Annotated in this window: 20 protein-coding genes; 16 read left to right on the top strand and 4 right to left on the bottom strand. The window is 61.5% G+C overall.

From position 1 onward, the window contains the following. Window positions 1-9: 9 nt before the first annotated feature. On the bottom strand, window positions 10-1,191 hold the full coding sequence (locus tag HY067_22235; protein ID MBI3530675.1) for a metallophosphoesterase: 1,182 nt from the start codon (window positions 1,189-1,191) through the stop codon (window positions 10-12). A 560-nt stretch (window positions 1,192-1,751) separates the two neighbouring features. Further along, complete coding sequence (locus HY067_22230; protein MBI3530674.1) at window positions 1,752-1,916, bottom strand: hypothetical protein; 165 nt, start codon at window positions 1,914-1,916, stop codon at window positions 1,752-1,754. Here HY067_22230 and HY067_22225 point away from each other — a divergent pair. From HY067_22225 to HY067_22155, 15 genes are all read left to right on the top strand, one after another. Further along, window positions 1,910-2,923 (top strand): hypothetical protein, encoded by a 1,014-nt coding sequence (locus HY067_22225; protein ID MBI3530673.1) that lies wholly within the window; start codon window positions 1,910-1,912, stop codon window positions 2,921-2,923. The genes HY067_22230 and HY067_22225 overlap by 7 nt on opposite strands. 447 nt (window positions 2,924-3,370) lie before the next feature. Further along, entirely contained in the window at window positions 3,371-4,183 is an 813-nt protein-coding gene (locus tag HY067_22220; protein MBI3530672.1) for an ABC transporter permease, read from the top strand. Next, window positions 4,162-5,037 (top strand): ABC transporter ATP-binding protein, encoded by an 876-nt coding sequence (locus HY067_22215; protein ID MBI3530671.1) that lies wholly within the window; start codon window positions 4,162-4,164, stop codon window positions 5,035-5,037. The genes HY067_22220 and HY067_22215 overlap by 22 nt, the downstream gene beginning before the upstream one ends. Window positions 5,038-5,265: 228 nt before the next feature. After that, entirely contained in the window at window positions 5,266-6,003 is a 738-nt protein-coding gene (locus HY067_22210) for an urea carboxylase-associated family protein (protein ID MBI3530670.1), read from the top strand. A gap of 14 nt (window positions 6,004-6,017) precedes the next feature. Beyond that, window positions 6,018-6,668 carry an urea carboxylase-associated family protein gene (locus tag HY067_22205; GenBank protein MBI3530669.1) on the top strand — a complete coding sequence of 217 codons (651 nt, stop codon included), beginning with the start codon at window positions 6,018-6,020 and terminating at the stop codon, window positions 6,666-6,668. A 286-nt stretch (window positions 6,669-6,954) separates the two neighbouring features. Continuing rightward, window positions 6,955-10,569, top strand: coding sequence for an urea carboxylase (gene uca / locus HY067_22200; GenBank protein MBI3530668.1), 3,615 nt, complete (start codon window positions 6,955-6,957; stop codon window positions 10,567-10,569). Between the two features lie 221 nt (window positions 10,570-10,790). Beyond that, window positions 10,791-12,392, top strand: a complete 1,602-nt coding sequence (locus HY067_22195; GenBank protein ID MBI3530667.1) for an allophanate hydrolase — start codon at window positions 10,791-10,793, stop codon at window positions 12,390-12,392. 242 nt (window positions 12,393-12,634) lie between these two features. Further along, window positions 12,635-13,750 (top strand): BMP family ABC transporter substrate-binding protein, encoded by a 1,116-nt coding sequence (locus tag HY067_22190; GenBank protein ID MBI3530666.1) that lies wholly within the window; start codon window positions 12,635-12,637, stop codon window positions 13,748-13,750. An 87-nt stretch (window positions 13,751-13,837) separates the two neighbouring features. Next, window positions 13,838-14,827: an ABC transporter permease gene (locus HY067_22185; GenBank protein ID MBI3530665.1), complete on the top strand. Its 990-nt coding sequence runs from the start codon at window positions 13,838-13,840 to the stop codon at window positions 14,825-14,827. 313 nt (window positions 14,828-15,140) lie between these two features. Continuing rightward, a complete protein-coding gene (locus HY067_22180; protein MBI3530664.1) occupies window positions 15,141-16,058 on the top strand; it encodes an ABC transporter permease in 918 nt (305 codons plus the stop codon). Between the two features lie 34 nt (window positions 16,059-16,092). Next, window positions 16,093-17,127 (top strand): formamidase, encoded by a 1,035-nt coding sequence (locus tag HY067_22175; protein ID MBI3530663.1) that lies wholly within the window; start codon window positions 16,093-16,095, stop codon window positions 17,125-17,127. Next, entirely contained in the window at window positions 17,120-17,839 is a 720-nt protein-coding gene (locus HY067_22170; GenBank protein ID MBI3530662.1) for a cysteine hydrolase, read from the top strand. The genes HY067_22175 and HY067_22170 overlap by 8 nt, the downstream gene beginning before the upstream one ends. A gap of 17 nt (window positions 17,840-17,856) precedes the next feature. After that, complete coding sequence (locus HY067_22165; GenBank protein MBI3530661.1) at window positions 17,857-19,449, top strand: ABC transporter ATP-binding protein; 1,593 nt, start codon at window positions 17,857-17,859, stop codon at window positions 19,447-19,449. Window position 19,450: 1 nt separating this feature from the next. Continuing rightward, window positions 19,451-20,116: a cysteine hydrolase gene (locus tag HY067_22160; protein MBI3530660.1), complete on the top strand. Its 666-nt coding sequence runs from the start codon at window positions 19,451-19,453 to the stop codon at window positions 20,114-20,116. Between the two features lie 19 nt (window positions 20,117-20,135). Further along, window positions 20,136-20,252: a biotin/lipoyl-binding protein gene (locus HY067_22155; GenBank protein ID MBI3530659.1), complete on the top strand. Its 117-nt coding sequence runs from the start codon at window positions 20,136-20,138 to the stop codon at window positions 20,250-20,252. A gap of 230 nt (window positions 20,253-20,482) precedes the next feature. On the opposite strand, the gene HY067_22150 is transcribed toward HY067_22155, so the two are convergent. Both HY067_22150 and atzF read right to left on the bottom strand, forming a co-directional pair. Next, on the bottom strand, window positions 20,483-21,325 hold the full coding sequence (locus HY067_22150) for a GntR family transcriptional regulator (protein MBI3530658.1): 843 nt from the start codon (window positions 21,323-21,325) through the stop codon (window positions 20,483-20,485). Then, on the bottom strand, window positions 21,220-23,010 hold the full coding sequence (gene atzF, locus HY067_22145; GenBank protein MBI3530657.1) for an allophanate hydrolase: 1,791 nt from the start codon (window positions 23,008-23,010) through the stop codon (window positions 21,220-21,222). Before atzF ends, HY067_22150 begins: the two co-directional genes overlap by 106 nt. Window positions 23,011-23,124: 114 nt before the next feature. Between atzF and HY067_22140 the strand changes: the two genes are divergently transcribed. Further along, window positions 23,125-23,787 carry a cysteine hydrolase gene (locus HY067_22140; protein MBI3530656.1) on the top strand — a complete coding sequence of 221 codons (663 nt, stop codon included), beginning with the start codon at window positions 23,125-23,127 and terminating at the stop codon, window positions 23,785-23,787. Window positions 23,788-23,797 lie beyond the last annotated feature (10 nt).

Genomic DNA, 23,797 nt, shown 5'->3' with positions numbered 1-23,797 from the left:
TTTGCGGCGCTAAAGCGAATTCGGCACATACTTCTTTTTACGCCATTCGAACTCGAAATAATCGATCAGTTGACTGGGCTTGCTATAAGGTTCTTGGGGTCGCGGAACCATGTAGTAGCGCCCCGTAATGAGAGTTGGCGTGACTTCCATCCGCATGAAGCCGTGATGGTCGGCGGAGTACCGTTCCAGGGTCACCGGGTCTCCCTTCTTGTCGTCGAATTCCACCGGCGGAATCATGTGCTCGCCATCCACTTTCATGATTTGGTGCAGATTGTGATAGCCGCCGGCCCCCGTCACGAGATAAGGCACGAGCGAACCGTTGCTCATCTTCTTCGTCAGTCTCTGGTAGTTGTGAACGTGCCCGGCCAGGATCAGGTCCGGGTGCCTGCCGGCCTTCTTGGCGGCATCCTCGAGTACCTTTTTCATGACGGTGCTTCCCGAATGATGGTCGTCTGCGGAGTAGATTGGATGGTGTAACGCGACCAGAAGCGGGACCGACTTGGGCAGAGTCTTGAGTTCCTTGACGAGCCAATCCGTCTGCGGTGCGCGGATGTCCCCTCCCGCCGGCACATTGCTGTACAGGCCCACGATGTTTGCCATCGGCGTCAGCAGTGTCCAGTAGACATTGGGCTGCACCATCGCCGTGCGATACGAGTCGCCCGACTCCGGCATCTTCACGGCGGTCGGAGCACAGAAGTTCCTGACAAAGCCGTATAGGGAATTGTCGCCTTCGAGATTTTCCCCGTCATGATTCCCAGGCACGGCAAAGATCGGGCCGTTATAGAATTCATACGGCTGGTAAAACTGCTTGTAGTACTCCTTCACCTCGCCGTTGAAGTAGACGCAATCGCCCGTGATGTAGAGAAACGCCGCCTTCTCGCTGGTATCAGCGCCTGAAGCGAAGTCCGATTCCATGCCCTTCGCGACCAGTTCCTGTGGAACGCTGTACTGGATTCCGCCCATGTCGCCATTGAGATGAAAGATGAGCTTCTTCTTGCGCACGATCGTGCGGTAATTCTCCTCAGGGATGATGTCCTTCAGATCGAGGCGGAAAGGTGCACTTCCCGTCGGCTTCGGAAGTTCGCGGTAGTGGGTATCCCGCTTCGGCGTCAGATGTAGCGGATGGCCGCCGGTGCTGGAGGGTCGTGTGCGACCGAATACATGCGGATGCCGTCTCTTCGCGGTAGTCATTCTTGTCTCTCCCCCAAGTATATTTCCTTTGATTGTTATAGGTCACTCTGAAGCAATTGCAAGCGTCATAACACTTGTAGATGATCTAGTGATTCTAAACCGGGTGAATTGCAAAGACGATTGCCCGTATGGCCGCGCCCGGAATCAAGGCGTCAGGCGATATTTCCTGGAAAGGAGAGCAATTTTGACGATCAGGTGGTGTCCGTCTCTTCCGAGGATCCTGAGAATAGGATCTTGTTCGTCTGCAAGGGATCGGGATTTCCGTCGTCTGAGCGGGGCCCGCTCCGGCGGGCTGGCGAGCTCAACGCCGTGCATCGGATCAATTTTCTTCCGACGGCGATGTCGATCCTGCGCCGACTTCGAAAAAGAGCAGGCAAGCAAAGCGGGAAATAGTTCGTTCGCGTGGGTCCTGATTTGGGTTGCGACGCTCCACCGTTGCTTAGGCGTGCAATTCGGCCGGCGAAAACGATCCGCTAAGGCACGACATCACCCTTCCCAGGAGGAAAAAAGCAGAATATTTGGCATCTTGGCGTGGCATCTTGGCGTGGTCCGACCCGGACTCAGAGTCCGGCGGGCTGCACCAAATTCATCGCTTCTGAGTCAGCCGTGAGGTGTTCCAAGAATGGCGACGTCCAGCAGAAAAATTGCATATGTCCTTGGCGCAGGATTTTCTTTTGGGAGCAATCATTCGGCACCTGTTGGTAAGCATAGAGTACGAATGCCATTGCAGTTCTCTCTATTCGAGGAACTATGTAGGTTTCACTATAGAAAAATTAAGAAGCTGGATCAAATTGCGAAGTCAATTCGTCAATATTTCAACCAGAGTACATATCGAGCAACGCGTGGAAAAGGAAGCGCTCGTCATAGCGACCTTTTTGGACTTTCAGTCGAAGAAATAGTGACTTTCTTTGACGAGATTGTTACTAACAAAAAGGAAGGCTATGAAAATGTGGAAACGGTAGCGGACGAGCTACAAGAACTCACTGTTGAACTAATTAGTTATCTCTCTACTCATGGAAGCCCTGGTCAGAATCAACTATTGAGAATGTTTGCGCAGCGACTTGCGCAGACAGATTTAGTCGTCACTTTCAATTGGGATACTATTCTTGACAGAGCCTTGGCGAATCAAAGGAAGTACGAGTGGCACCCGGGATGGGGTTATGGGAAGACGGTTCGAGAGGAATTCACGTCATCTACTCGAAGACCTCCACAAATACCAAAGAAGTATCCTCGGCTTCTTAAGTTGCATGGATCAATAAATTGGGTGGCTTTCGCGGAGAACGGCGTTACGAAACGAGTGGTACATAGTGGTTGGAAACCGACGGGCGAGCTTGGGGATGTGGTTATGATGCCTCCAAAGATGATAAAGCCTGAAATCTGGGGAGCGCGAGCGAACGGCAATATGGGTGAGGCATCGAGTGGCAACGATAACGTTTCGGAAGATTTTTACCCACGGCTTTGGTCAGAGGCAGAAGGAAAAATAGCGAACTGTCGTCGCTTAGTGTTTGTTGGCTATTCATTTCCACCAGCAGACTTCGCAGTCAACAATATGTTGCGGCGCGCGATTTCGAGAATGAAGGTGTCGACTGGTCGGTTTCCAGAGGTTGATATTGTCGATCCCAATGCGGCTGAATTGGCGAAGCGATTCGAACAATCATTCAAGATTCGAGTACCAATTGAAAATCAGTATCTGTCTCTAAGGAATTACTTGAGCAGCAAAAGGGCAGGCTGAAAAGCCAACAACTCAGAGAAGAGGCTCAGAGTGCAACTGCTATGAGCGTTTTTCCTATGTACTATCCTTGATCTTTCGCACCGCCCCGGTGCATTGCCCCATCTTGATGCTTCACTCCGAGGCATTCTTCTCCCGAATTTTCTGATTCATCCCCGAACGACGCCCCTTTCCCTGGGTGGCACACGGATTGCAAAGCAGTAAAGCGAGAGGAGCGATCTGCGCAGCGCTTCTTGTCGTTGTCGGCTAGGGTTCCGGGCTCGCGAGGGCCGACTGGTCCGAGAGCCGACGGCCCCGCCTGATCACGCGGGGCTCCACGGAGGGATAAAAGCCCGGGAGGCCGAGCGCAACGTTCGTCCTCTCATTGGCTGGTGATTATTAACCGTGGACAACTCCCGACCGTGAAGTCTCCGTCGTTCATTCGTAGCCGCATCGCGGCCGCAAAACCAAATGGCCACGCGTAACAGCGCCCGCCCGAGCCTTTGGTCGGTGCGCGGTCCGATGAGTCAGCGCACCTATTGGGTGTTCGCCGCTGTCGGACTGCTCGCGCCGCTCATCGCCTGGTGGGCGGTTGCATCGAGCGGATTGGTCTCGAAGGTGTTCATGCCCGGACCTGGCCAGGTATTGTCGCGCGCGCTGGTCTGGTTCAACCGCGACAACCTGGCAGGCGACACGCAGATCAGCGTCTATCGCGTCACCGCCGGCTGGGCATTGTCCGCAGTCTTTGCATTGCCGATCGGGCTGATGATCGGCACTTTCCGTCCGGTGCAGGCATTGCTGGAACCGCTGACCGATTTCATCCGCTACATGCCGGCGGTTGCATTCATCCCGCTGGTGATGTTGTGGATCGGCCTCGACGAGTCGTCGAAGATCGCCATCATTTTCATCGGCACGTTTTTCCAGATGATCCTGATGGTGGCGGAGGATGTGCGCCGCGTGCCCGTCGCCCAGGTCGAAGCGGCGCAGACCATGGGCGCGAACCGCCGGGAACTGATGGAACTGGTGTTGCTGCAATCGGCCAAGCCGGCATTGCTCGACACCATGCGCATCACCATGGGCTGGGCCTGGACCTATCTGGTAGTGGCCGAACTCGTGGCGGCGAACTCGGGCCTCGGCTATTCGATCCTCAAGGCGCAACGCTTCCTGCAGACCGACAAGATCTTCGGCGGAATCATCATCATCGGGTTGATCGGCCTCATCACCGACCAGTTCTTCCGACTGGCACACCGCAAGGCATTCCCATGGATGGTTCGGAAGTCCTGAGCGCAGAAGTCGGCAGCCTCGCTCCCAAAGTCTCGATTCGGGGGTTGTCGAAAATCTTCGGCGAAGGCCCCGGTGCCACGGTCGCGCTGCAGAACATCGATCTCGACATCGGGGAACACAGTTTCGTCACGCTGGTCGGCGCGTCGGGCTGCGGCAAGTCCACGTTGTTGCGCATCGTCGCCGGTCTCGAGTTTCACACCGCAGGCGAGGTCATCGCCAACGACAGACCGGTGACCGGGCCGGGCGCGGACCGCGCCATGGTGTTCCAGCAGTACTCGCTGTTTCCCTGGCTCACGGTGACGGAAAACATCCGCTTCAGCCGCAAGCTCGCCGCGAACCGCGGCGACTTCACCTCGGCGGAAGTCGAGGCTGCCTCCGGGAGAGCCGACACGTTGCTGAATCTGATGGGCCTGCAAGCGGCGGTGGATTCGTTTCCAAACCAACTGTCCGGCGGCATGCAGCAGCGCGTCGCCATCGCGCGCGCACTGATGCCGCGGCCGCCGATCCTGCTGATGGACGAGCCGTTCGGTGCGCTCGACGCGCAGACGCGCGAAGTCATGCACGACCTGATCCAGTATGTCTTCCACCTGGAAAAGACCACGATCGTTTTCGTCACGCATGACGTCGAGGAGGCGATCTACCTCGGTCAGCGCGTCGTCGTCATGGCGCCGCGCCCAGGCCGCATCGACAGCATCTACGACGTGCCGCTCCCGGCGCAACGCTTCCAGGACATGAAGCTTTCGCCCGAGTTCATCCGCCTGAAGCGGGAAATCGTCGAGCGCATTCGCGAAACATCCGGCATGAAGACCGACCTGGATCTGCTGGAAAAACTCTGCGGGCAACTGAAAACCTGAATTTAAGTCCTGAATCACGGAGAGCACGGAGGACACGGAGAAGACCATGTCGATGAACGATAAATGTCTATGCATCTGGTTGCCTCTCGATACCGGACCTTTCGATTGCTACTGCCACCTACCGGGGAACAAACTCATTTCTCCCTCTTTCCTGTTTTCCTCTGTGTTCTCCGTGTCCTCCGTGCTCTCCGTGGTTCAGGATCTAAGGTTTTCCTTCAGAGGGACTTGATGCAGAAAGTTTCGAATAGTGCGCCAGCGGGACCGGTGCTGTGGGAGGAGATTGTGCCAGGAGGGGCGCACTGGTCCGGCGTCATGCGCCGTGGCACCGCATTGCGCTTCACCGACCTGGAAGGCGGAGCGAATGTCGCGGCGCTGTTCTGGAACTTCGAAGAAAAGAACGAGCGCTACAACATGCCCGATACGCTCAAGGCGCAGCGCACGGCGTTCCTCACGCGCGGGCATTGCGGTTTTTCCGATATGGGCCGCGTCCTGTTTTCCATCGTCGAGGATACGGCGGGCTGGCACGACACGGTGTGCGGCGTCATGGACGATGTCCTCATGAACCAGCATTTCGGCACGAAGCGCTTCCAGGAGCATCGCAACGCCATGCAGCGCAGCGGCAAGGAAGGGCTGCTCAAGGAAATGGGACGCTGGGGTCTGGAAAAACGCGACCTGCACGCCAACGTCAATCTCTTCAGCAAAGTGATCGCCGACATCGAGGGCAATCTGGTTTTTGTTGCGGGCAAGCCGGCCGGCACTTTTACGGACCTGCGCTTCGACATGGACGTACTGCTTGCCATTTCCACCTGTCCGCATCCACTCGATCCGAACTCCGCCTACGAGCCGAAGCCGGTGCGTCTGTCCGCGTGGCGCGCGGGCATTGCGCCAGCCGACGACTACTGCCGAAATTTCCGTGGCGAAAACCAGAGGGCGTTCGAGAACACCGCCCGCTATTTTGCCGATTGAAGGAAAACGCACCGATGCTGGTCGAAAGCAGGCTGGATCCAAAAACCGCCGTCGTCAGCGAAATCTGCGCGGCGGGGGAGCCCTGGATGAGGGAGATCCGTAAAGGCCAGGTCTTCCGCATCCTCGATCTCGAAGGCAACCAGGCCGTGGATACGCTGTTCTACAACGCGCACGACCCCGAAGAGCGTTACAGCGCGATCGACACCATCCAGCGTCAGCGCAACCTCTACCTCGGCGTCGGCACCAAACTGATTTCCACCGAAGGCAACGCGATGCTGACTATCGTCGCCGACAACTGCGGCCGGCACGACACGCTCGGCGGCGCCTGCGCGCAGGAGAGCAACACCATACGTTACGCGCATGACAAGCGCTTCATGCACGCCTGCCGCGACAACTTCATCTCCGCGATCCAGCACGACCACACGCACGGCATGAGCAAGCGCGACATCACGCACAACATCAACTTCTTCATGAATGCGCCGGTTACGCCGGAAGGCGGACTCACGTTCGAAGACGGCATCTCGGCCCCGGGCAAGTATGTCGAAATGCGCGCGGAAATGGACGTGATCTGCCTGATCTCCAACTGTCCGCAGTTGAACAATCCGTGCAATGCGTATAACCCGACTCCTATCCGGTTGCTGATATGGGATGTAACGGTGGACTAGCGATCAAAGAACGAAAGTCCCGAACCACGGAGAGCACGGATACCCTCGCGAAGCGTGGAGTACCCTTTTAGGACACGGAGGAAGTACATGAAGAAATCAGATAACAAGAAATGGGAGTTATGGATGACCGACGGGAAGAAGGATTGCGCAAGGATAACGTACGAGCGGTGGCGCCCGCTCTTTTGTGCTCCAGTTCCAATCGGCACAACGAAATCTCCCTATAACTATTCTTGCTCTTCTCCGTGTCCTCCGTGGTTCACAGGTCTAGTGTGAGAGTCAAAGACAAATGTTTGAGAAGGTCCTGATCGCGAATAGAGGCGCCATCGCCTGCCGCATCATCCGCACGCTGAAGAGGCTCGGCATCAAGTCGGTGGCGGTTTACTCCGAAGCCGATCTGGCTTCGTTGCACGTGGCGCAGGCAGACGAGGCGGTGTGTATCGGGCGGGCGCCGGCTGCGGAAAGCTATCTGCGCGGCGAGAAGATCATGGAAGTCGCGCGTGCGACCGGAGCGCAGGCCATCCATCCGGGCTACGGTTTCCTGTCGGAGAACGCCGATTTCGCCGAAGCCTGCGAGCGGGTCGCGATCGCCTTTATCGGCCCGTCGTCGGAGCAGATGCGCGCATTCGGGTTGAAGCATCGCGCGCGCGAACTGGCCCGGCAGAATGGCGTGCCATTGCTGCAGGGAAGCGGCCTGCTGCCCGATATGGAACAGGCGTGTGCCGAAGCCATGCGCATCGGCTATCCGGTGATGCTCAAGAGCACGGCTGGCGGCGGTGGCATCGGCATGCGCTTGATCCGGACCGAAAACGAACTCGCCGAGGCTTACGCGTCAGTGGATCGCCTGGCTCGCGCGAACTTCAAGGATGCGGGCATCTATCTGGAAAAATACGTCGAGCAGGCCCGCCATGTGGAAGTGCAGATATTCGGCGACGGCCACGGCAAGGTCATCGCCCTCGGCGAACGCGATTGCTCGGTCCAGCGCCGCAACCAGAAAGTCATCGAGGAAACGCCGGCCCCCAATCTTTCGGACGCGGTACGCGTACAACTGCTCGACACTTCGGTCCGCCTGGCGCAGGCGGTCGGCTATCGCTCCGCAGGGACCGTCGAGTTCGTGCTCGACGCGGCGACCGGCGAATTCTATTTCCTCGAAGTGAACACCCGGCTTCAGGTCGAGCACGGCGTGACCGAGGAAGTCACCGGCGTGGATCTGGTCGAATGGATGGTGAAGTGCGCATCCGGCGATCTGCCGCCGCTCGATGCAATCAAACCCGTTCCACAAGGCGCATCGATCCAGGTGCGGCTCTATGCCGAAGATCCGGGCCGGAACTTCCAGCCTTGCAGCGGCACGCTTACCGCCGCGACGTTTCCGCGCAATGCGCGCGTGGAGACCTGGGTCGAGCAGGGTACCGAGGTGCCGCCTTACTACGACCCGATGATCGCCAAGATCATCGTGCGCGCGCCGGATCGGCGCGCCGCGCTGAAGAAACTGTCCGCCGCTCTGTCCGATACGCGCGTGGCCGGCATCGAGACCAATCTCGACTATCTGCGCCAGGTCGTGACCGATGCGACGTTCGCGCAAGGCCGGCAGACCACGGGCATGCTCGCAAGCCTGGTGTACCGTTCGCGCGCCGTCGAGGTGATCGAGCCCGGCGTGCAGACCAGCGTGCAGGATTGGCCGGGCCGGCTTGGGTTTTGGGACGTCGGCGTGCCCCCTTCGGGGCCGATGGACGCACTTGCGTTGCGTCTTGCGAATCGCCTGCTGGGAAACGATCAGGGCGCGGCGGCGCTGGAGTGCACGGCCGCGGGGCCGGTGCTGAAATTCCATTCGGATACCGTGATTGCGATTGCCGGCGCGCCGATGGAGGCGACGCTCGACGGCAAGCCGCTCGCGTTATGGAGTTCGCATGCCGTCAAAGCCGGTTCCGTGCTGAAACTCGGCCGCGTTACCGGCGCGGGCTTGCGCACCTATCTCGCGGTCGCCGGCGGTGTCGACGTGCCGGACTATCTCGGCGCCAAGGCGACCTTCACCCTCGGCCGCTTCGGCGGTCATGCGGGGCGCACGTTGCGCGTGGGTGACATGCTGCATCTCGCAAAACGCGAGAAATTACCGCAAGCAGGCGTGACCCCGCCGCCAGCATTGCTGCCGCACTATTTCGATCACTGGGACATCGCCGTGCTATACGGCCCGCACGGCGCGCCGGATTTCTTCACGACGGACGACGTAAAAACTTTTTTCGCCACCGAGTGGGAGGTGCACTACAACTCCAGCCGTACCGGCGTGCGGCTCATCGGACCGAAGCCGAAGTGGGCGCGCCATGACGGGGGCGAAGCCGGACTGCATCCGTCGAATATCCACGACAACGCCTATGCGATCGGCGCAATCGATTTCACCGGCGACATGCCGGTGATCCTCGGTCCGGACGGACCGAGCCTGGGCGGATTCGTTTGCCCGGCGGTCATCGTCGATTGCGAACTGTGGAAAATGGGGCAGCTCAAGCCAGGCGACCATGTACGCTTCACGCGCGTGAGCCAGGAGTGGGCGGCGCAAATGTCTGCTGCCGTTGACAAGGCGATCGAGACCCTCTCGATGCCAGCGCAGCGAGAATTTCCTCATCCCTCACCCCTCACCCCTCACGCCTCACCTCTGCTGCATAGGAGCCCAGCGACGAAGCGGCAGATTGAGGTGCTCTACCGCCAAGCCGGCGACCGCTACCTGCTGGTCGAATACGGACCGCTGGTGCTGGATCTGAACCTGCGCTTTCGCGTGCATGCGCTGATGTGCTGGGTGCAGGAACAGAACATCCCCGGCGTCATCGATCTCACGCCGGGCATCCGTTCGTTGCAAGTGCATTTCGACGGCCGCCGCTTGCCGTTGGCGAGACTCCTCGATCTGCTGATCTCGGCGGAAAAGGAACTGCCATCGATCGACGATATGGAGGTGCCGACGCGGGTTGTCCATCTGCCGTTGTCCTGGGACGACGCAGCGACGCGGCTGGCCATCGAAAAATACACCCAGTCGGTACGCAAGGATGCGCCGTGGTGTCCGAGTAACATCGAGTTCATCCGCCGCATCAACGGACTCGACTCGATCGACGATGTGCACCGACTCGTATTCGACGCCTCCTATCTGGTGCTCGGCCTGGGTGACGTCTATCTCGGGGCGCCGGTGGCGACACCGGTGGACCCGCGCCATCGGCTGGTCACCACCAAATACAATCCGGCGCGCACCTGGACGCCGGAGAACGCCGTCGGCATCGGCGGCGCCTATCTCTGCGTCTATGGCATGGAAGGGCCGGGCGGTTACCAGTTCGTCGGCCGCACGCTGCAGATGTGGAATCGCTATAAGCAGACGGACGCGTTCACCGAAGGCAAGCCCTGGCTGCTGCGCTTCTTCGACCAGATTCGTTTTTTCCCGGTCACCGAACAGGAGCTGCTGAAGATTCGCGAGGATTTTCCGCTCGGCCGCTATCCGCTGCGGATCGAGGAATCGGTGTTTTCACTGCGCGACTACAACGATTTTCTGCGAGGCAATGCGCAGTCGATCACCGCGTTCAAGTCGCGCCAGCAGGCCGCCTTCGAGGCGGAACGCGAACGCTGGCGCGACGCCGGTCAGACGGACTATGCGGCGGAAGCCGCCATGGCCGGATCCGCCACGGACAGCGAACACAGGCTTCCTCCCAACGGCCGCGCCGTGGCGACGCATCTGGCCGGCAACGTCTGGAAGATATCGGTCAAGCCCGGCGACAAGGTTTCGGAAGGCGATCCGCTGGTCATCGTCGAGTCCATGAAAATGGAATTTCCGGTGGCCGCGCCTTTTGCCGGGAAGGTGCTGCAGGTATTCTGTCGCGAGGGCTCGCAGGTTTCCGCCGGCCAGGACCTGATCGTCCTCGAAGCTGCTTAAGCCCAACGCTGTCTAAACCCAACGCAGAGGCGCGGAGAGCGCAGAGTAGGCAGAGAAAGACTTTGAGATGAAAGACGAGAACCAACAGATGGCAGCAGAGGTCACTATGGCGATCATCCGCAATTACGTTCCAATGCGCATATTCATTCTTCTTGGTTTATCTCTGCGCCCTCCGTTCTCCTCTGCGTCTCTGCGTTGAAGATTTTTTGAGACTATTTAGTATGGACCTATCGATAACTAACCTGCGCCAGCGCTACCTCAGGGGCGAGCTGAAACCTTCTGCATCGATCGAGGAAATCGCCGGGCGCACGGCGGAAGATCCGAATCGCGTCTGGATCCATCGCCTGCCGGTGGAGAAGCTGCGCGAGTACGCGAAGGCGCTCGACGACAAGAAACCTGAGACGCTGCCGCTGTATGGCATTCCGTTCGCCATCAAGGACAACATCGATCTGGCCGGCGTGTCGACGACGGCCGCGTGTCCCGCGTTTGCGTACACGCCGAAAGCAAGTGCGGTGGTCGTGCAACGGCTGATCGATGCCGGCGCGATTCCGATCGGCAAGACCAACCTCGACCAGTTTGCGACCGGACTCGTCGGTACGCGCTCGCCCTATGGCGCCTGCCGAAACAGTTTCAACCCGGACTACATTTCCGGCGGGTCGAGTTCCGGCTCGGCGGTCGCAGTCGCGGCGGGATTCGATGCCGCAGATCCGTTCTCGCGCGCGGCGGAGCCTTACGGTTTCGATTTCGGTGCCGCGCCGACATTCCGGTTCGGCGTGCCGAAGAGAGCGAACCTGCATTTCTTCGACAACGCCGAATGCGAACGGTTGTTTCGGGTGGCCGTGGAGGAACTCGAAGAACTGGGCGGCAGCACGGTGGAAATCGACCTGCAACCTTTTCTCGACGCTGCGCGGTTGCTGTACGACGGCCCGTGGGTGGCGGAGCGTTACGCCGCGATCCGCGAATTCTTCGACGACCATGCCGATGCGTTGTTTCCGGTCACGCGCGAAATCATCGGCAAGAGCCGCAACTGGCTTGCGGCCGACGCCTATGCCGCGCTGTACAAACTCCGGGAACTGAAGCGCCTCGCGGACAAGGTCTGGACCGAAGTCGATGTCGTGGTGACGCCGACGGCGGGGACGATTTATACGATCGCGGAACTGGAGGCTAATCCGATCCAGCTCAACTCCAATCTCCGCTACTACACCAATTTCATGAACCTGCTGGACTACGCCGCGACCGCGGTCCCGACCGGGTTCGAGGCCAACGGTTTGCCGCTGGGCGTAACGCTCTTCGCGCCCGCGCACCAGGACGTGCCGCTGCTGCGCCTTGCGTCGAAACTACAACGCGCCTGCGTGAATACCGCCGGCGCGACCAACCGGCCGCTGCCTGCCGCGGAACCGGTCGGCGTCACGCCGTCGCCGTCCGGCCAGGTGAAGGTCGCAGTGTGCGGTGCCCATCTGTCGGGCCTGCCGCTGAATCATCAGTTGCTGAGCCGCGGAGCACGTCTGGTCAGCGCCACGAGCAGTGCGCCGCACTACAAGCTATATGCGTTGCCCGGCGGGCCGCCGCACCGGCCTGGCATGGTGCGAGGCGACGGCGGCAAGGCGATCGAACTCGAAGTCTGGGAGCTGCCCGCGAAAGAATTCGGCAGCTTCGTCGCCGGTATCGCAGCGCCGCTCGGCATCGGCACGATAGAACTCGCCGATGGTTCGAGGGTACAAGGTTTCGTGTGCGAGGCGCATGCGGCGGCCGGGGCGACCGACATCACCGTTCACGGCGGCTGGCGCGCTTGGCTCGCCGCCAAGGACATTGCCTCTCCCTGACGCACCAGACCGGCGCATGCGCCACTTTGCGTGCACCACTAATGGCCGTCGCGTGCAGTTCGCAGGTCGGTCGATCCCGGTCCGCAACTCTGGGTACCTGCTGGTAAAGCGCTTGATGCGCCGGCTGCGGCGTTTGGCATGGCTCTTGCGGAATAGATCACGGAAAAAACGCCGAACCCACCGCCTGCGGGGCGAACGTGTTTCATTCCAATCACACCACATACCTAGAGGAGACTCAGAACATGTCCAGGAATTTCAATCGTCGCGATGTATTGAAAATGCTCGGTGCGGCCGGCGCCGTGGGCTCGGCACCATGGCTCGCTTCGCCCGCCTTCGCCGCCGACAAACTGGTCGTCGGCGTGATCTATGTCGGTCCGCGCGACGACTACGGCTATAACCAGGCGCAGGCCCAGGCTGCCGCGGCGATCAAGAAAATGGCGGGCGTAACGGTGATCGAGCAGGAGAAAGTGCCGGAAACCGTGGAAGTGCAGAAAACCATGGCGTCGATGGTCGAGCAGGATGGCGCGGCGCTGGTATTCCCGACTTCCTTCGGTTATTTCGATCCGCACATGATCAAGATGGCGGAGAAATATCCGAAAGTTCGCTTTGCCCATTGCGGCGGCCTGTGGACCGAAGGCAAACACCCCAAGAACACCGGCAGCTATTTCGGTTACATAGACGAGTGCCAGTACCTGAACGGCGTGATCGCCGGTCACGTCAGCAAGAGCAAGAAACTGGGTTTCATCGCCGCCAAACCGATTCCGCAGGTGCTGCGCAACATCAACGCCTACACGCTCGGCGCGAAGAGCGTCGACCCGAAGATCACCACGCAATTGATCGTCACAGGCGACTGGTCGCTGCCGGTCAAGGAAGCCGAAGCCGCGAACAGCCTGGTCGACCAGGGCGTGGATGTGATCACCTGTCACGTCGACAGCCCCAAGGTCATCGTCGAGACCTGCGAACGCCGCGGCATCTACGTCTGCGGCTATCACGCGGACCAATCCGCGCTGGCGCCAAAGGGCTATCTCACCGGTGCCGAGTGGAATTGGCTGACGGTCTACAGCATGCACGTCAAGGACGCGATGTCCGCGGCGCCGTTCAAGAATTTCGTGCGCGGCGGGCTCAAGGACGGATTCGTGAAAATGTCGGCGTACGGCAAGGCGGTGCCCGATGCGGCGAAGAAAAAGGCCGACGGCATCAAGGCGCAAATGCTGAAAGGCGAGTACGTGATCTTCAAGGGCCCGCTGAAGGACAACACCGGCAAGACCGTGATCGAATCCGGTAACGCATTGAAGCAGACGGATCCGGTGCTCGAGCAGATGAATTACCTGGTTGAAGGCGTCAGCGGCAAGGTCTGAAGGCATACCGTGGCCTTCTCCGGTTCCGGCCGCCTCGGCCGGGCGCTAGAAGCGTTTGCGATTCCGGTCGGTGCGCTGCTGGCGGCGATGGCCCTGTTCGGACTGTTCGTCGCCGTGCTCGGCAAGAATCCGCGGGAAGTCTATGCGCTGATGTACCAGGGCGCATTCGGCAGCGGCTTCGCCTGGCAGAACTCGCTGGTGCGAGCCGCGCCGCTGATTCTCACCGCGCTTTGCGTCGCGCTGCCGGCACAGGCGGGACTGATGATTATCGGCGGAGAAGGCGCGCTGGTATTGGGTGGGCTGGCCGCCGCGGTGGCCGGACATCTGCTGACCGGCATGCCGCCGTTCGTAGTCAAGCTTGCGATGGCCGTATTCGCGATGCTGTTGGGGGGCATGTGGATCGCGTTGGCGGGCGCGCTGCGGCAATATCGCGGCGTGAACGAAACCATCTCCAGCCTGCTGCTGACCTATATCGCCATCGCGCTGTTCAATCACTTCGTCGAGGGGTTGCTGCGCGATCCGGGCAGCCTCAACAAGCCGGCAACGTACCCGATCGGCGATGCCAACATGCTCGGACCCTTTTTCGGTCTCGACGTGCACTGGGGCCTTGGTTTCGGCATCGTGTTCTGCATTGCGATGTACGTGCTGGTGAAGCACACCACGATGGGATTTTCGCTGCGCATCGTCGGCGGCAATGCGCGTGCCGCACGTCTGGCCGGGCTGCCCGTCAGCAAGCTGGTGCTGGCCGCGTGTTTCCTCGGCGGCAGCGCCGCCGGCCTGGCCGGCATGGCCGAAGTGGCCGCGGTGCATGGCGCAGCGAACGCATCGCTGATCGCAGGTTACGGTTACACGGGAATCCTGGTCGCCTTCATCGCACGCCAGAATCCTTTGGCGATCCTGCCGGTCGCGGTGCTGCTCGGCGGCATCTCCGCGAGCGGCGGCATGCTGCAGCGGCGCCTCGACATGCCGGACGCGACCGTGCTCGTGCTGCAGGGCATGGCTTTCATGCTGGTTCTCGCAGCGGAAACGTTGTATGGACGCTTTCGCGTCTTTCAACAAAAGACCGTGACGGCGTGACGCGCGGGCGTTCCCAAGGGATACCGGCGTTGCCATAACCGGCTTCGCCATAATCGTGATGGTCGTGACGACGTGTTCGGTAGCAGGTAAGACGAAAGGGGTGAGGTATGACGTCGCATGTAAGGCACGGGACTAAGGCGAGAGTGAGCTCGAACCATTCCGCATTTACGATCGTCACGCCGTCACAATATGCGGGCGTTGCCCGCGTGCGAATGAATTGTAGTTCCGGCATAACGTTGGCTTCGCAAACGTTACCCTTCACTGAAACGGCCATAATTGCTGGCCGTTTTCACGATTGTCACGGAATCTAAAGATGGAACTCGGCTGGTGGGGTGTCCCGATCGCAGTGCTGGGCGGTGCAATCCGCGTCAGCACGCCGTTCCTGTTCGTGAGTCTCGGCGAGTGCATTACGGAGAAGAGCGGCCGCATCAATCTCGGCCTCGAAGGCATTCTGGTGATGGGCGCAATGAGCGGCTACGCGGTGTCGTACGTTTCGGGCAGTCCCTGGCTGGGCGTGCTGGCGGCCGGCGTTGCCGGACTGCTGCTCGGATTGTTGCATGGCCTGATCTGCAACTTGCCGCGCGTAAACGACATCGCGGTCGGCATCGGTTTGATGTTGTTCGGCACCGGCCTCGCATTCTTCCTCGGCAAACCTTATGTGCAGCCGAAGGCGCCGACGCTGCTGTCGATTCCGTTCGGCAACTGGAGCGATTCGCCGCAGATTCAGGCAGCGCTTCAAGTCAATCCGCTGTTGATCATCGGCATCGTGCTTGCGATCCTGCTTGCCTGGGCGTTCCGCAACACACGCTGGGGACTGATTGTGCGCATGGTCGGCGACAGTTCCGATGCGGCGCGCGCGATGGGCTTTCGGGTACCGGTGGTGCGCACGCTGGCCACGGCGGTGGGCGGATTCCTCGCGGGCATCGGCGGCTCTTTCCTGTCCCTTTACTATCCCGGCAGTTGGAGCGAAGGCCTGTCCAGCGGGCAGGGGTTGATGGCGGTGGCGCTGGTGATCTTCGCGCGCTGGAATCCCTTGTATTGTTTTTACGCGGCGCTGCTGTTCGGGGGCGCCGGCGCGCTCGGCCCCGCGCTGCAGTCGGTCGGCATCACCAGCGGCTACTACCTGTTCAATGCCGCGCCTTACGTGCTGACGCTCGGCATCATGATCGCGACCTGCTCGACGCGACGCACGCTGGCCGGCGCGCCGGGCGAATTGAGCATCAATCGCTAATGTGCATCGCACCAACAGACACGGAGGTGGAACCATGAGCGGACTGGGCGGACTGAACAAATCTCCTCACGGCGTAGTGCTTGGCATGGTGCAGTTGCAACTGCCCGTGGTCAAAACGCCGCTGGATCTTGCGGTGCAGACGACGAAGATCTGCGACATGGTGGCCAAGGCCAGGCGCAACCTCTCCACCATGGACCTGGTGGTGTTTCCGGAGTATTCACTGCACGGCCTGTCGATGGATACCAATCCGGAAATCATGTGCCGCCTGGACGGGCCGGAGGTCGCCGCGTTCAAACTCGCCTGCGTCGACAACAGGATCTGGGGTTGCTTCTCGATCATGGAATTCAATCCGAACGGCAATCCCTTCAACAGCGGGCTGATCATCGACGATCAGGGCGCGATCAAGCTCTACTACCGCAAACTGCATCCATGGGTACCGGTGGAACCTTGGGAACCGGGCGACCTCGGCATCCCGGTGTGCGACGGACCGAACGGCTCGAAGCTGGCGCTGATCATCTGCCATGACGGCATGTTCCCGGAGATGGCGCGCGAATCCGCGTACAAGGGTGCCGACATCATGATCCGCACCGCCGGCTACACGGCGCCGATCCGCCACACGTGGAAGGTCACCAACCAGGCCAACGCGTTCTGTAACCTGATCTATACCGCGAGCGTGTGCATGTGCGGCAGCGACGGCAGCTTCGATTCGATGGGCGAGGGCATGTTCGTCAACTTCGACGGCACGCTGCTGGTGGAAGGCGGCGACCGGCCCGATGAAATCATCACCTGCGAACTACGTCCGGATCTGGTGCGCGAAGCCCGTGTTCAATGGGGCGTGGAAAACAACATCTACCAGTTCGGTCATCGCGGCTATGTCGCGGTGAGAGGCGGCGCGCAGGACTGTCCCTATACCTACATGCAGGACATGGTCGCGGGCCGCTACCGGCTGCCCTGGGAAAGCGATGTGAAAGTGATCGACGGCACATCCTGCGGCTTTCCCGCGCCAGTGCGTGACTACCGGCCGGACACCGCTGTCCGGGACATGCCGAGGAGGCGCAAACATGCGTGACGAAACCAGGAATCTTGGCTGCTACGTCGACGCCGACCCGTACCGCTGGCCTTACGACGGCAACCTGACGCCGGCCAATACCGCGCTGATCGTCATCGACATGCAGGTCGACTTTTGCGGCGAGGGCGGCTACGTCGACAAGATGGGCTACGACATCTCGCTCACGCGCAAGCCCATCGAGCCGCTCAAGAAACTGCTGGCCGCGATGCGCAAGGGCGGCTACACGGTCATCCACACGCGTGAAGGCCACAAGCCCGATCTGTCGGATTTGCCCGCCAACAAACGCTGGCGATCGCGGCAGATCGGCACCGGCGGCATCGGCATCGGCGACGTCGGGCCGTGCGGGCGCATCCTGACCATCGGCGAGCCCGGCTGGGAAATCATTTCCGACCTTGCGCCGCTGCCGGGCGAACCGGTGATCGATAAACCCGGCAAGGGTTCGTTCTACGCCACCAATTTCGATCTGATCCTGCATACCCGGGGCATCCGAAATTTGATTCTCACCGGCATTACCACCGATGTGTGCGTACACACGACCATGCGCGACGCCAACGACCGCGGCTATGAGTGCCTGATCCTGTCGGACTGCACCGCGGCCACCGACCGGGGCAATCACCTCGCGGCGCTGAAAATGGTGACGATGCAGGGCGGCGTGTTCGGCGCGGTCGGAAGTTCCACCGCGGTGATCGAAGCGATCAAGGCGGTCGTCTGATGTCCGAATCGGAAATGATGCGGTTCAAGCCCGAGCACGAGATCGTGCTCGACCACGCGCTCGAGGTGCAGGTCTCCGGCATGACCAAGCGTTTCGGCGCGTTTACCGCGCTCGACGATGTATCGATGCGCGTGGCGGCCGGGTCTTTCCACGCACTGCTGGGCGAGAATGGCGCGGGCAAAAGCACGCTGGTGAAATGCCTGGTCGGTTTCTACGAACCGACCGCCGGGCAGATTTCGGTGGATGGACGCGAACGCTCGATCCATTCGCCGCACGATTCGCATGCTCTGGGCATCGGCATGGTCTACCAGCATTTCACGCTGGTGCCGAGCATGACCGCGGCGGAGAATCTGGTGATGTCGCGCACGGATGTGCCGGCCGTCATCAACTGGCGGCGGGAACGGGCGCGCCTCGCCGCCTTCATGGAGACGGTGCCGTTCAAGGTGCCGCTGGATAAACCGGTGTCGCAGCTCGCGGCCGGCGAGAAACAGAAGCTGGAAATCCTCAAACAGATCTACCTCGATCGCCGCTTCATGATCCTGGACGAACCGACTTCCGTGCTGACGCCTTCGGAAGCCGACGAAGTGCTGGGCATGCTGCGTGACATGACGCGCGCGAACAGGGTGACCATCCTGATGATCACCCACAAATTCCGCGAGGTGATGGCGTTCGCCGACGCGGCCTCCGTGCTGCGGCGGGGTAAGCTCACCGGGGAAGGGCGCATCGCCGACCTGACTCCGGCCAGGCTGGCGGAAATGATGGTCGGATCGCGCGACATTCCACAGGCGCACGGCACCAAAGCCGGGACGGCTGCCGACGAGCCGCGGCTCTCCGTGCGTAATCTCGTGGTGGAAGATGACACCGGCCTGCCCGCGGTAGAGGATTTTTCGCTCGACGTGCGCCCCGGAGAGATCGTCGGCATCGCCGGCGTGTCGGGCAACGGGCAGCGCGAACTGGTCGAAGCGCTGATCGGCCAGCGCCAGCCGGTCGCGGGCTCGGTCCACGTCAATGGCAAGCCCTATGCCGCTTCGCGCGGCGAGATTCGCCTGCACCGCGCATTCAGCCTGCCGGAGGAGCCGCTCAGGAATGCCTGCGTGCCCGGGATGAGCGTCGCCGAAAACATGGCGTTGCGCAACTTCGATCAGTCGCCGCTCGCCTCCGGCATCTGGCTGCGCGGCGGCGCAATGCTGGAGCAGGCACAGCGCTGGATCGGGGAGTTCAAGGTCAAGACCCAGGGCGCGGACGCGCCCATCGCGACCTTGTCCGGCGGCAATGTGCAGCGCGCGGTACTGGCGCGCGAGCTGTCCGAAGATGTTTCGGTGCTGATTGTCGCCAATCCGGTGTTCGGCCTGGATTTCGCCGCAGTCGCGGAAATCCACGATCGCATCCTCGCCGCGCGCAATGCCGGCGCCGCAGTGCTGCTGGTCAGCGAAGATCTCGACGAGTTGCTGGAACTTTCCGACCGGCTGCTGGTGATCTTCGACGGCCGCATCGTCCATGAAACGCCGACGGCCCGGGCAGACATCGGCGTGATCGGCCCGTGCATGGCGGGCCATGCCGGCGGCAGCGCTGCCGCCACCGGCTCGTCCAAAACCGCGAAGGATTATTGACATGGCAAAGGTACAGGCGAAACCGTTCGACTACGAATTTTCCGTCCCGTCGACGGCCCTCGTCGTCATCGACATGCAGCGCGATTTCATCGAACCGGGCGGCTTCGGCGAGACGCTCGGCAACAACGTCAAGCTGCTCGCCGCCATCGTGCCGACGGTAAAGCGATTGCTCGATACCTGCCGCAAGGCCGGTATCACCATCATCCATACACGCGAAGCGCATCGTCCCGACTTGTCCGATCTGCCGCCGGCGAAACTCAAGCGCGGCAATCCCAAGCTGCGCATCGGCGACCCCAGTGCGATGGGTCGCATCCTGATTGCGGGCGAACCCGGCAACGATATCGTGCCCGGCTGCGCGCCGCTGCCCGGCGAAATCGTGATCGACAAGCCGGGCAAGGGCGCGTTCTACGCCACACCGCTCGGCGACATCCTGCGCCTGCGTGGTACGACACATCTGCTGTTTGCCGGCGTGACCACCGAGGTTTGCGTGCAGACCACCATGCGCGAGGCAAACGACCGCGGCTACGATTCACTACTGATCGAGGATGCGACCGAAAGCTATTTTCCCGAGTTCAAGCGCGCTGCCATGGACATGATCCGCGCCCAAGGTGCGATCGTCGGCTGGACCGCCACCTGCGACCAACTGGCCGCCGCGATTCACAAGTGAAATTCGGTATCGTGGCGCGATGAAGAAGAAATTCCCGATTGCCGTGCCCTGCGACGGCAAGGTGCTGCAGGTGTTCTGCCAGGAAGGCTCGCAGGTGTCGGCGGGGCAGGACCTGATCGTTCTCGAAGCGGCTTAGGGCAACACCTCAACGCAAAGACGCAAAGGACGCGAAGGCCGCAAAGGAAAACGAAGACAAGACATGAAGATAGAAGAGCGAAGGAGCAAATGGTTGCCGCCCACAACAATTCTGACTTCGGAATTTCCGCATCAATCAGTTCTTGCCTTTCTTTGCATCCCTTTGCGCTCTTTGCGCCTTTGCGTTGAGATTTGGATCATGGATCTTTCGATACCCGGCCGCCGAAAGTCTTAACGGCGCCGGGCGGAATACAGTTTGTGCAGGCTGATTTTCTTGACCTCGGCCTTGCTGGTTTCGATGTGGTTGCGCAGCAACTGGATCGCCCGATCGGCGCTTCGCCGCAACACCGCGCGCAGGATTTGCGCATGCTCATCGTAGGTGGCGGTGATGCGGCCTTCTTCGGTGAAATCGAGCCGGCGCAGCAGGCGGATGCGCTCGGTCACTTCCTGATGGCAGCGCGCTATCTCGCGGTTGCCGGTGGCGGCGACCAGCGTGCCGTGAAAGGCCTCGTCCAGCGCGCATACCTGCTCGCCGTCCCGCAGCCTGCGTTTCGGCACGACCAGCCAGATCGATTCCAGTTCATTGAGGCTAGGCTGCTCGGGGCGATCGCACAAGGTTCGCACGCAGGCGGTTTCGAGCGCGATGCGCAAGTCGTACAGATCGTCGAACTGCCTGAAATCCAGTTCGCGAACGTTCCAGCCGCTGCGGAACTGCACCTGCAGGTAGCCTTCGCGCTCAAGCCGGTAAAGCGCCTCGCGCACCGGCGTGCGGCTCACATGCAATCGCGCGGCGATTTCGTTCTCGGTGAAGCGGTCACCCGGCAGCAGCCGGAAATCGAAGATGCTCTGCTTGATGCCCAGATACACGGAATCGGCCAACGACGGCTTGCGCGCCTCGTCGGGCGCCGCGGCCGTTCGCCGCCGGGCTCCGTCCGCCTTCTTCGCCGGCGCTCGACTCGCCGCGCGATTCAATGCGCGGCTTTCTGCGCGAGGAACGCGCGCCACCCGCCGAACTGCGAAATCTCTTCGGCACCCTGCACCGCCCAGCCCTCGCAGACGAAGCCCTGCACCCATTCGCCGTCTTCGAGTTCGACACGGCCGATGCCCAGCGGCGACGGGATGCCGGCCACGAACGAGCCGTACTCGCTGACCGGCAGGTGCCACACTTCGAGTTCGATGGCGCCGCCATGACCGGGATCGCGCACCATTCCGGGTTTGGGCGGCGTGGTGCCCGGCAGCGCGTAGAGGCGATACTGCGCGCTGGTGCGCGCCGCTTTCTCCAGCTGGCCGCCGCGTTCGATGAGTTGGTAATTGAGCGGCAACCCCGAGAGGTGCGCGCCGACCACCGCGATGCGCACGCTATCGTCGGCGAATGCGACGGGTTCGGGCGGCGGCAGCGTTTCGTCGAGCGCGCCGAGTTTGAGGCCGGTGAGTTGGTGGAAGCGTTGCGCGAGATCGGCGAGCATGAGATCGCTGCGCGCCGGTGCGATCAGCGTGATGCCGCTGGGCAGCCCGTCCGGACGCATCGACGCGGGGACTGCGCAGGCTGCGAGGTCGAGCAGGTTCACGAAATTGGTGTAATGCCCGAGCCTGCGATTGTTCAGGAACGGCTCGGCGACGAGTTCCTCGATGGTGTAGGCGGTCGGTGCGGTGGGCACCACCATGACGTCGGCGCGGTTCCACAATCGCGCTGCGGTCTTCTTCAGCGCCTCGATCCGGGTCAGCCCGGCGAACAGGTCCGCCGCTGAATACTTCGCGGCGCCTTCGATGATCCTGCGCACCACCGGATGCACCTGGTCGGCGTGCTTTTCGAAGAACGGCCGGATGGCAGCGAGCCGTTCCGCCACCCACGGGCCTTCGTAGAGCAGCCCCGCCACTTCGAGGAACATCGAGAAGTCGACGCGGACCGGCTTGCCGCCGAGGCCTTCGAGCCGGTCCACCGCTTCGTTGAACGCGTGCATCGCATGGGCATCGCCATGGAATTCGAGTGGCTCGGGGAGCGCGAAGGTGAAACGCTCCGGCAGTCTCGGCGCGGACAATGCCAATTCGCGCGACCAGGGATCTTCCGCATCGTAGCCGCGCGCCGCCTCGAGCACCGCGACCGCGTCGGGAACGGTAAGCGCGAACACCGATACGCAGTCGAGAGACTGGCAGGCCGGCACCACGCCGCGCGCGCTGATGAGGCCGCGGCTGGGTTTCAAGCCGACGATGTTGTTCAGCCCCGCCGGCACACGGCCCGAGCCGGCGGTGTCGGTTCCGAGGGAAAAACTGACCGCGCCGCGTGCGACCGTGACCGCCGACCCGGAACTCGAGCCGCCCGAGATGTATTCGGGGCGGAATGCATTGGGCACGGCGCCGTAGGGCGAGCGCGTGCCGACCAGCCCGGTGGCGAACTGATCGAGGTTGGTCTTGCCGACCAGGATGGCGCCGGCTGCCTCCAGCTTCTCGACCACCGTGGCGGAGCGCTCGGGAACATGGGAGAACGCGGGGCAGGCCGCGGTGGTCGGCAGGCCAGCCACGTCGATGTTGTCCTTGACTGCGAACGGAATGCCGTACAGCGGCAGACGGGACAGGGTCCGCGAATCCTCGCGCGTCATCTGTTCGAGTTGCCGTGCGCGTCGGGCAAGCGCATCGGGGCCGACTCGGCAGATCCATGCGCAGGCATACGCATCGTCCTGCGCGGGGCGCAGCGATTCGATCACTTCGGATGGTGTGCGCTTTGCCAGCCGGTAATCGGTGAGGAGCGACGATAGGGTCATGGACACTGCTTTCCCCCGTGTGGCATCTTGTATACCATTGAGTATACCCACGGACGCCGCGCGGAATCCACCGTCGCGCAGCGAGAACGGTGCAAGGGAGGCGACATGGCGAACATGGCAATCGAAGCGGAACCGTACGAACTCGAATTCGATCCGAAGACGACCGCGCTGCTGATCATCGACATGCAGCGGGACTTCGTCATGCCCGGCGGATTCGGCGAGGCCCTGGGCAACGACGTTACGCCGCTGCAGGCGACCATCGCGCCGACCGCGCGCGTGCTGGAGGCGGCACGTAAGCGGGGGATGCTGGTGGTGCACACCCGCGAAGGCCATCGGCCGGATCTCACCGATTGCCCGCCTTCAAAGCTGGTGCGCGGCCGGGGCAAGACGCGCATCGGCGATCCCGGCCCGATGGGGCGCATCCTGGTGCGCGGCGAGGTCGGCCACGACATCGTGCCGGAACTGTATCCCCGGGCCGGCGAGCCGGTGATCGACAAGCCCGGCAAGGGCGCGTTCTACGCCACCGATCTCGAACTGATCCTGCGCGACCGCAGCATCAAGACGCTGATCGTCTGCGGCGTCACCACCGAGGTCTGCGTCAACACCAGCGTGCGCGAAGCCAACGACCGCGGCTACGAATGCGTGGTGCTGTCCGATTGCGTCGGGTCGTACTTCCCGGAGTTCCAGAAGGCCGCGCTGGCGATGATCAAGGCACAAGGCGGGATTTTCGGCTGGGTATCGGACTCCAGGCGCGCGCTGGCCGCCATCGGCGCGTGAGCGCTGCGAT

Source organism: Betaproteobacteria bacterium, assembly GCA_016194905.1.
Classification (GTDB): Bacteria; Pseudomonadota; Gammaproteobacteria; order Burkholderiales; family JACQAP01; genus JACQAP01.
Note: the sequence above shows the minus strand (reverse complement) of the source record. Positions and strands in the feature narration are given on the sequence as shown.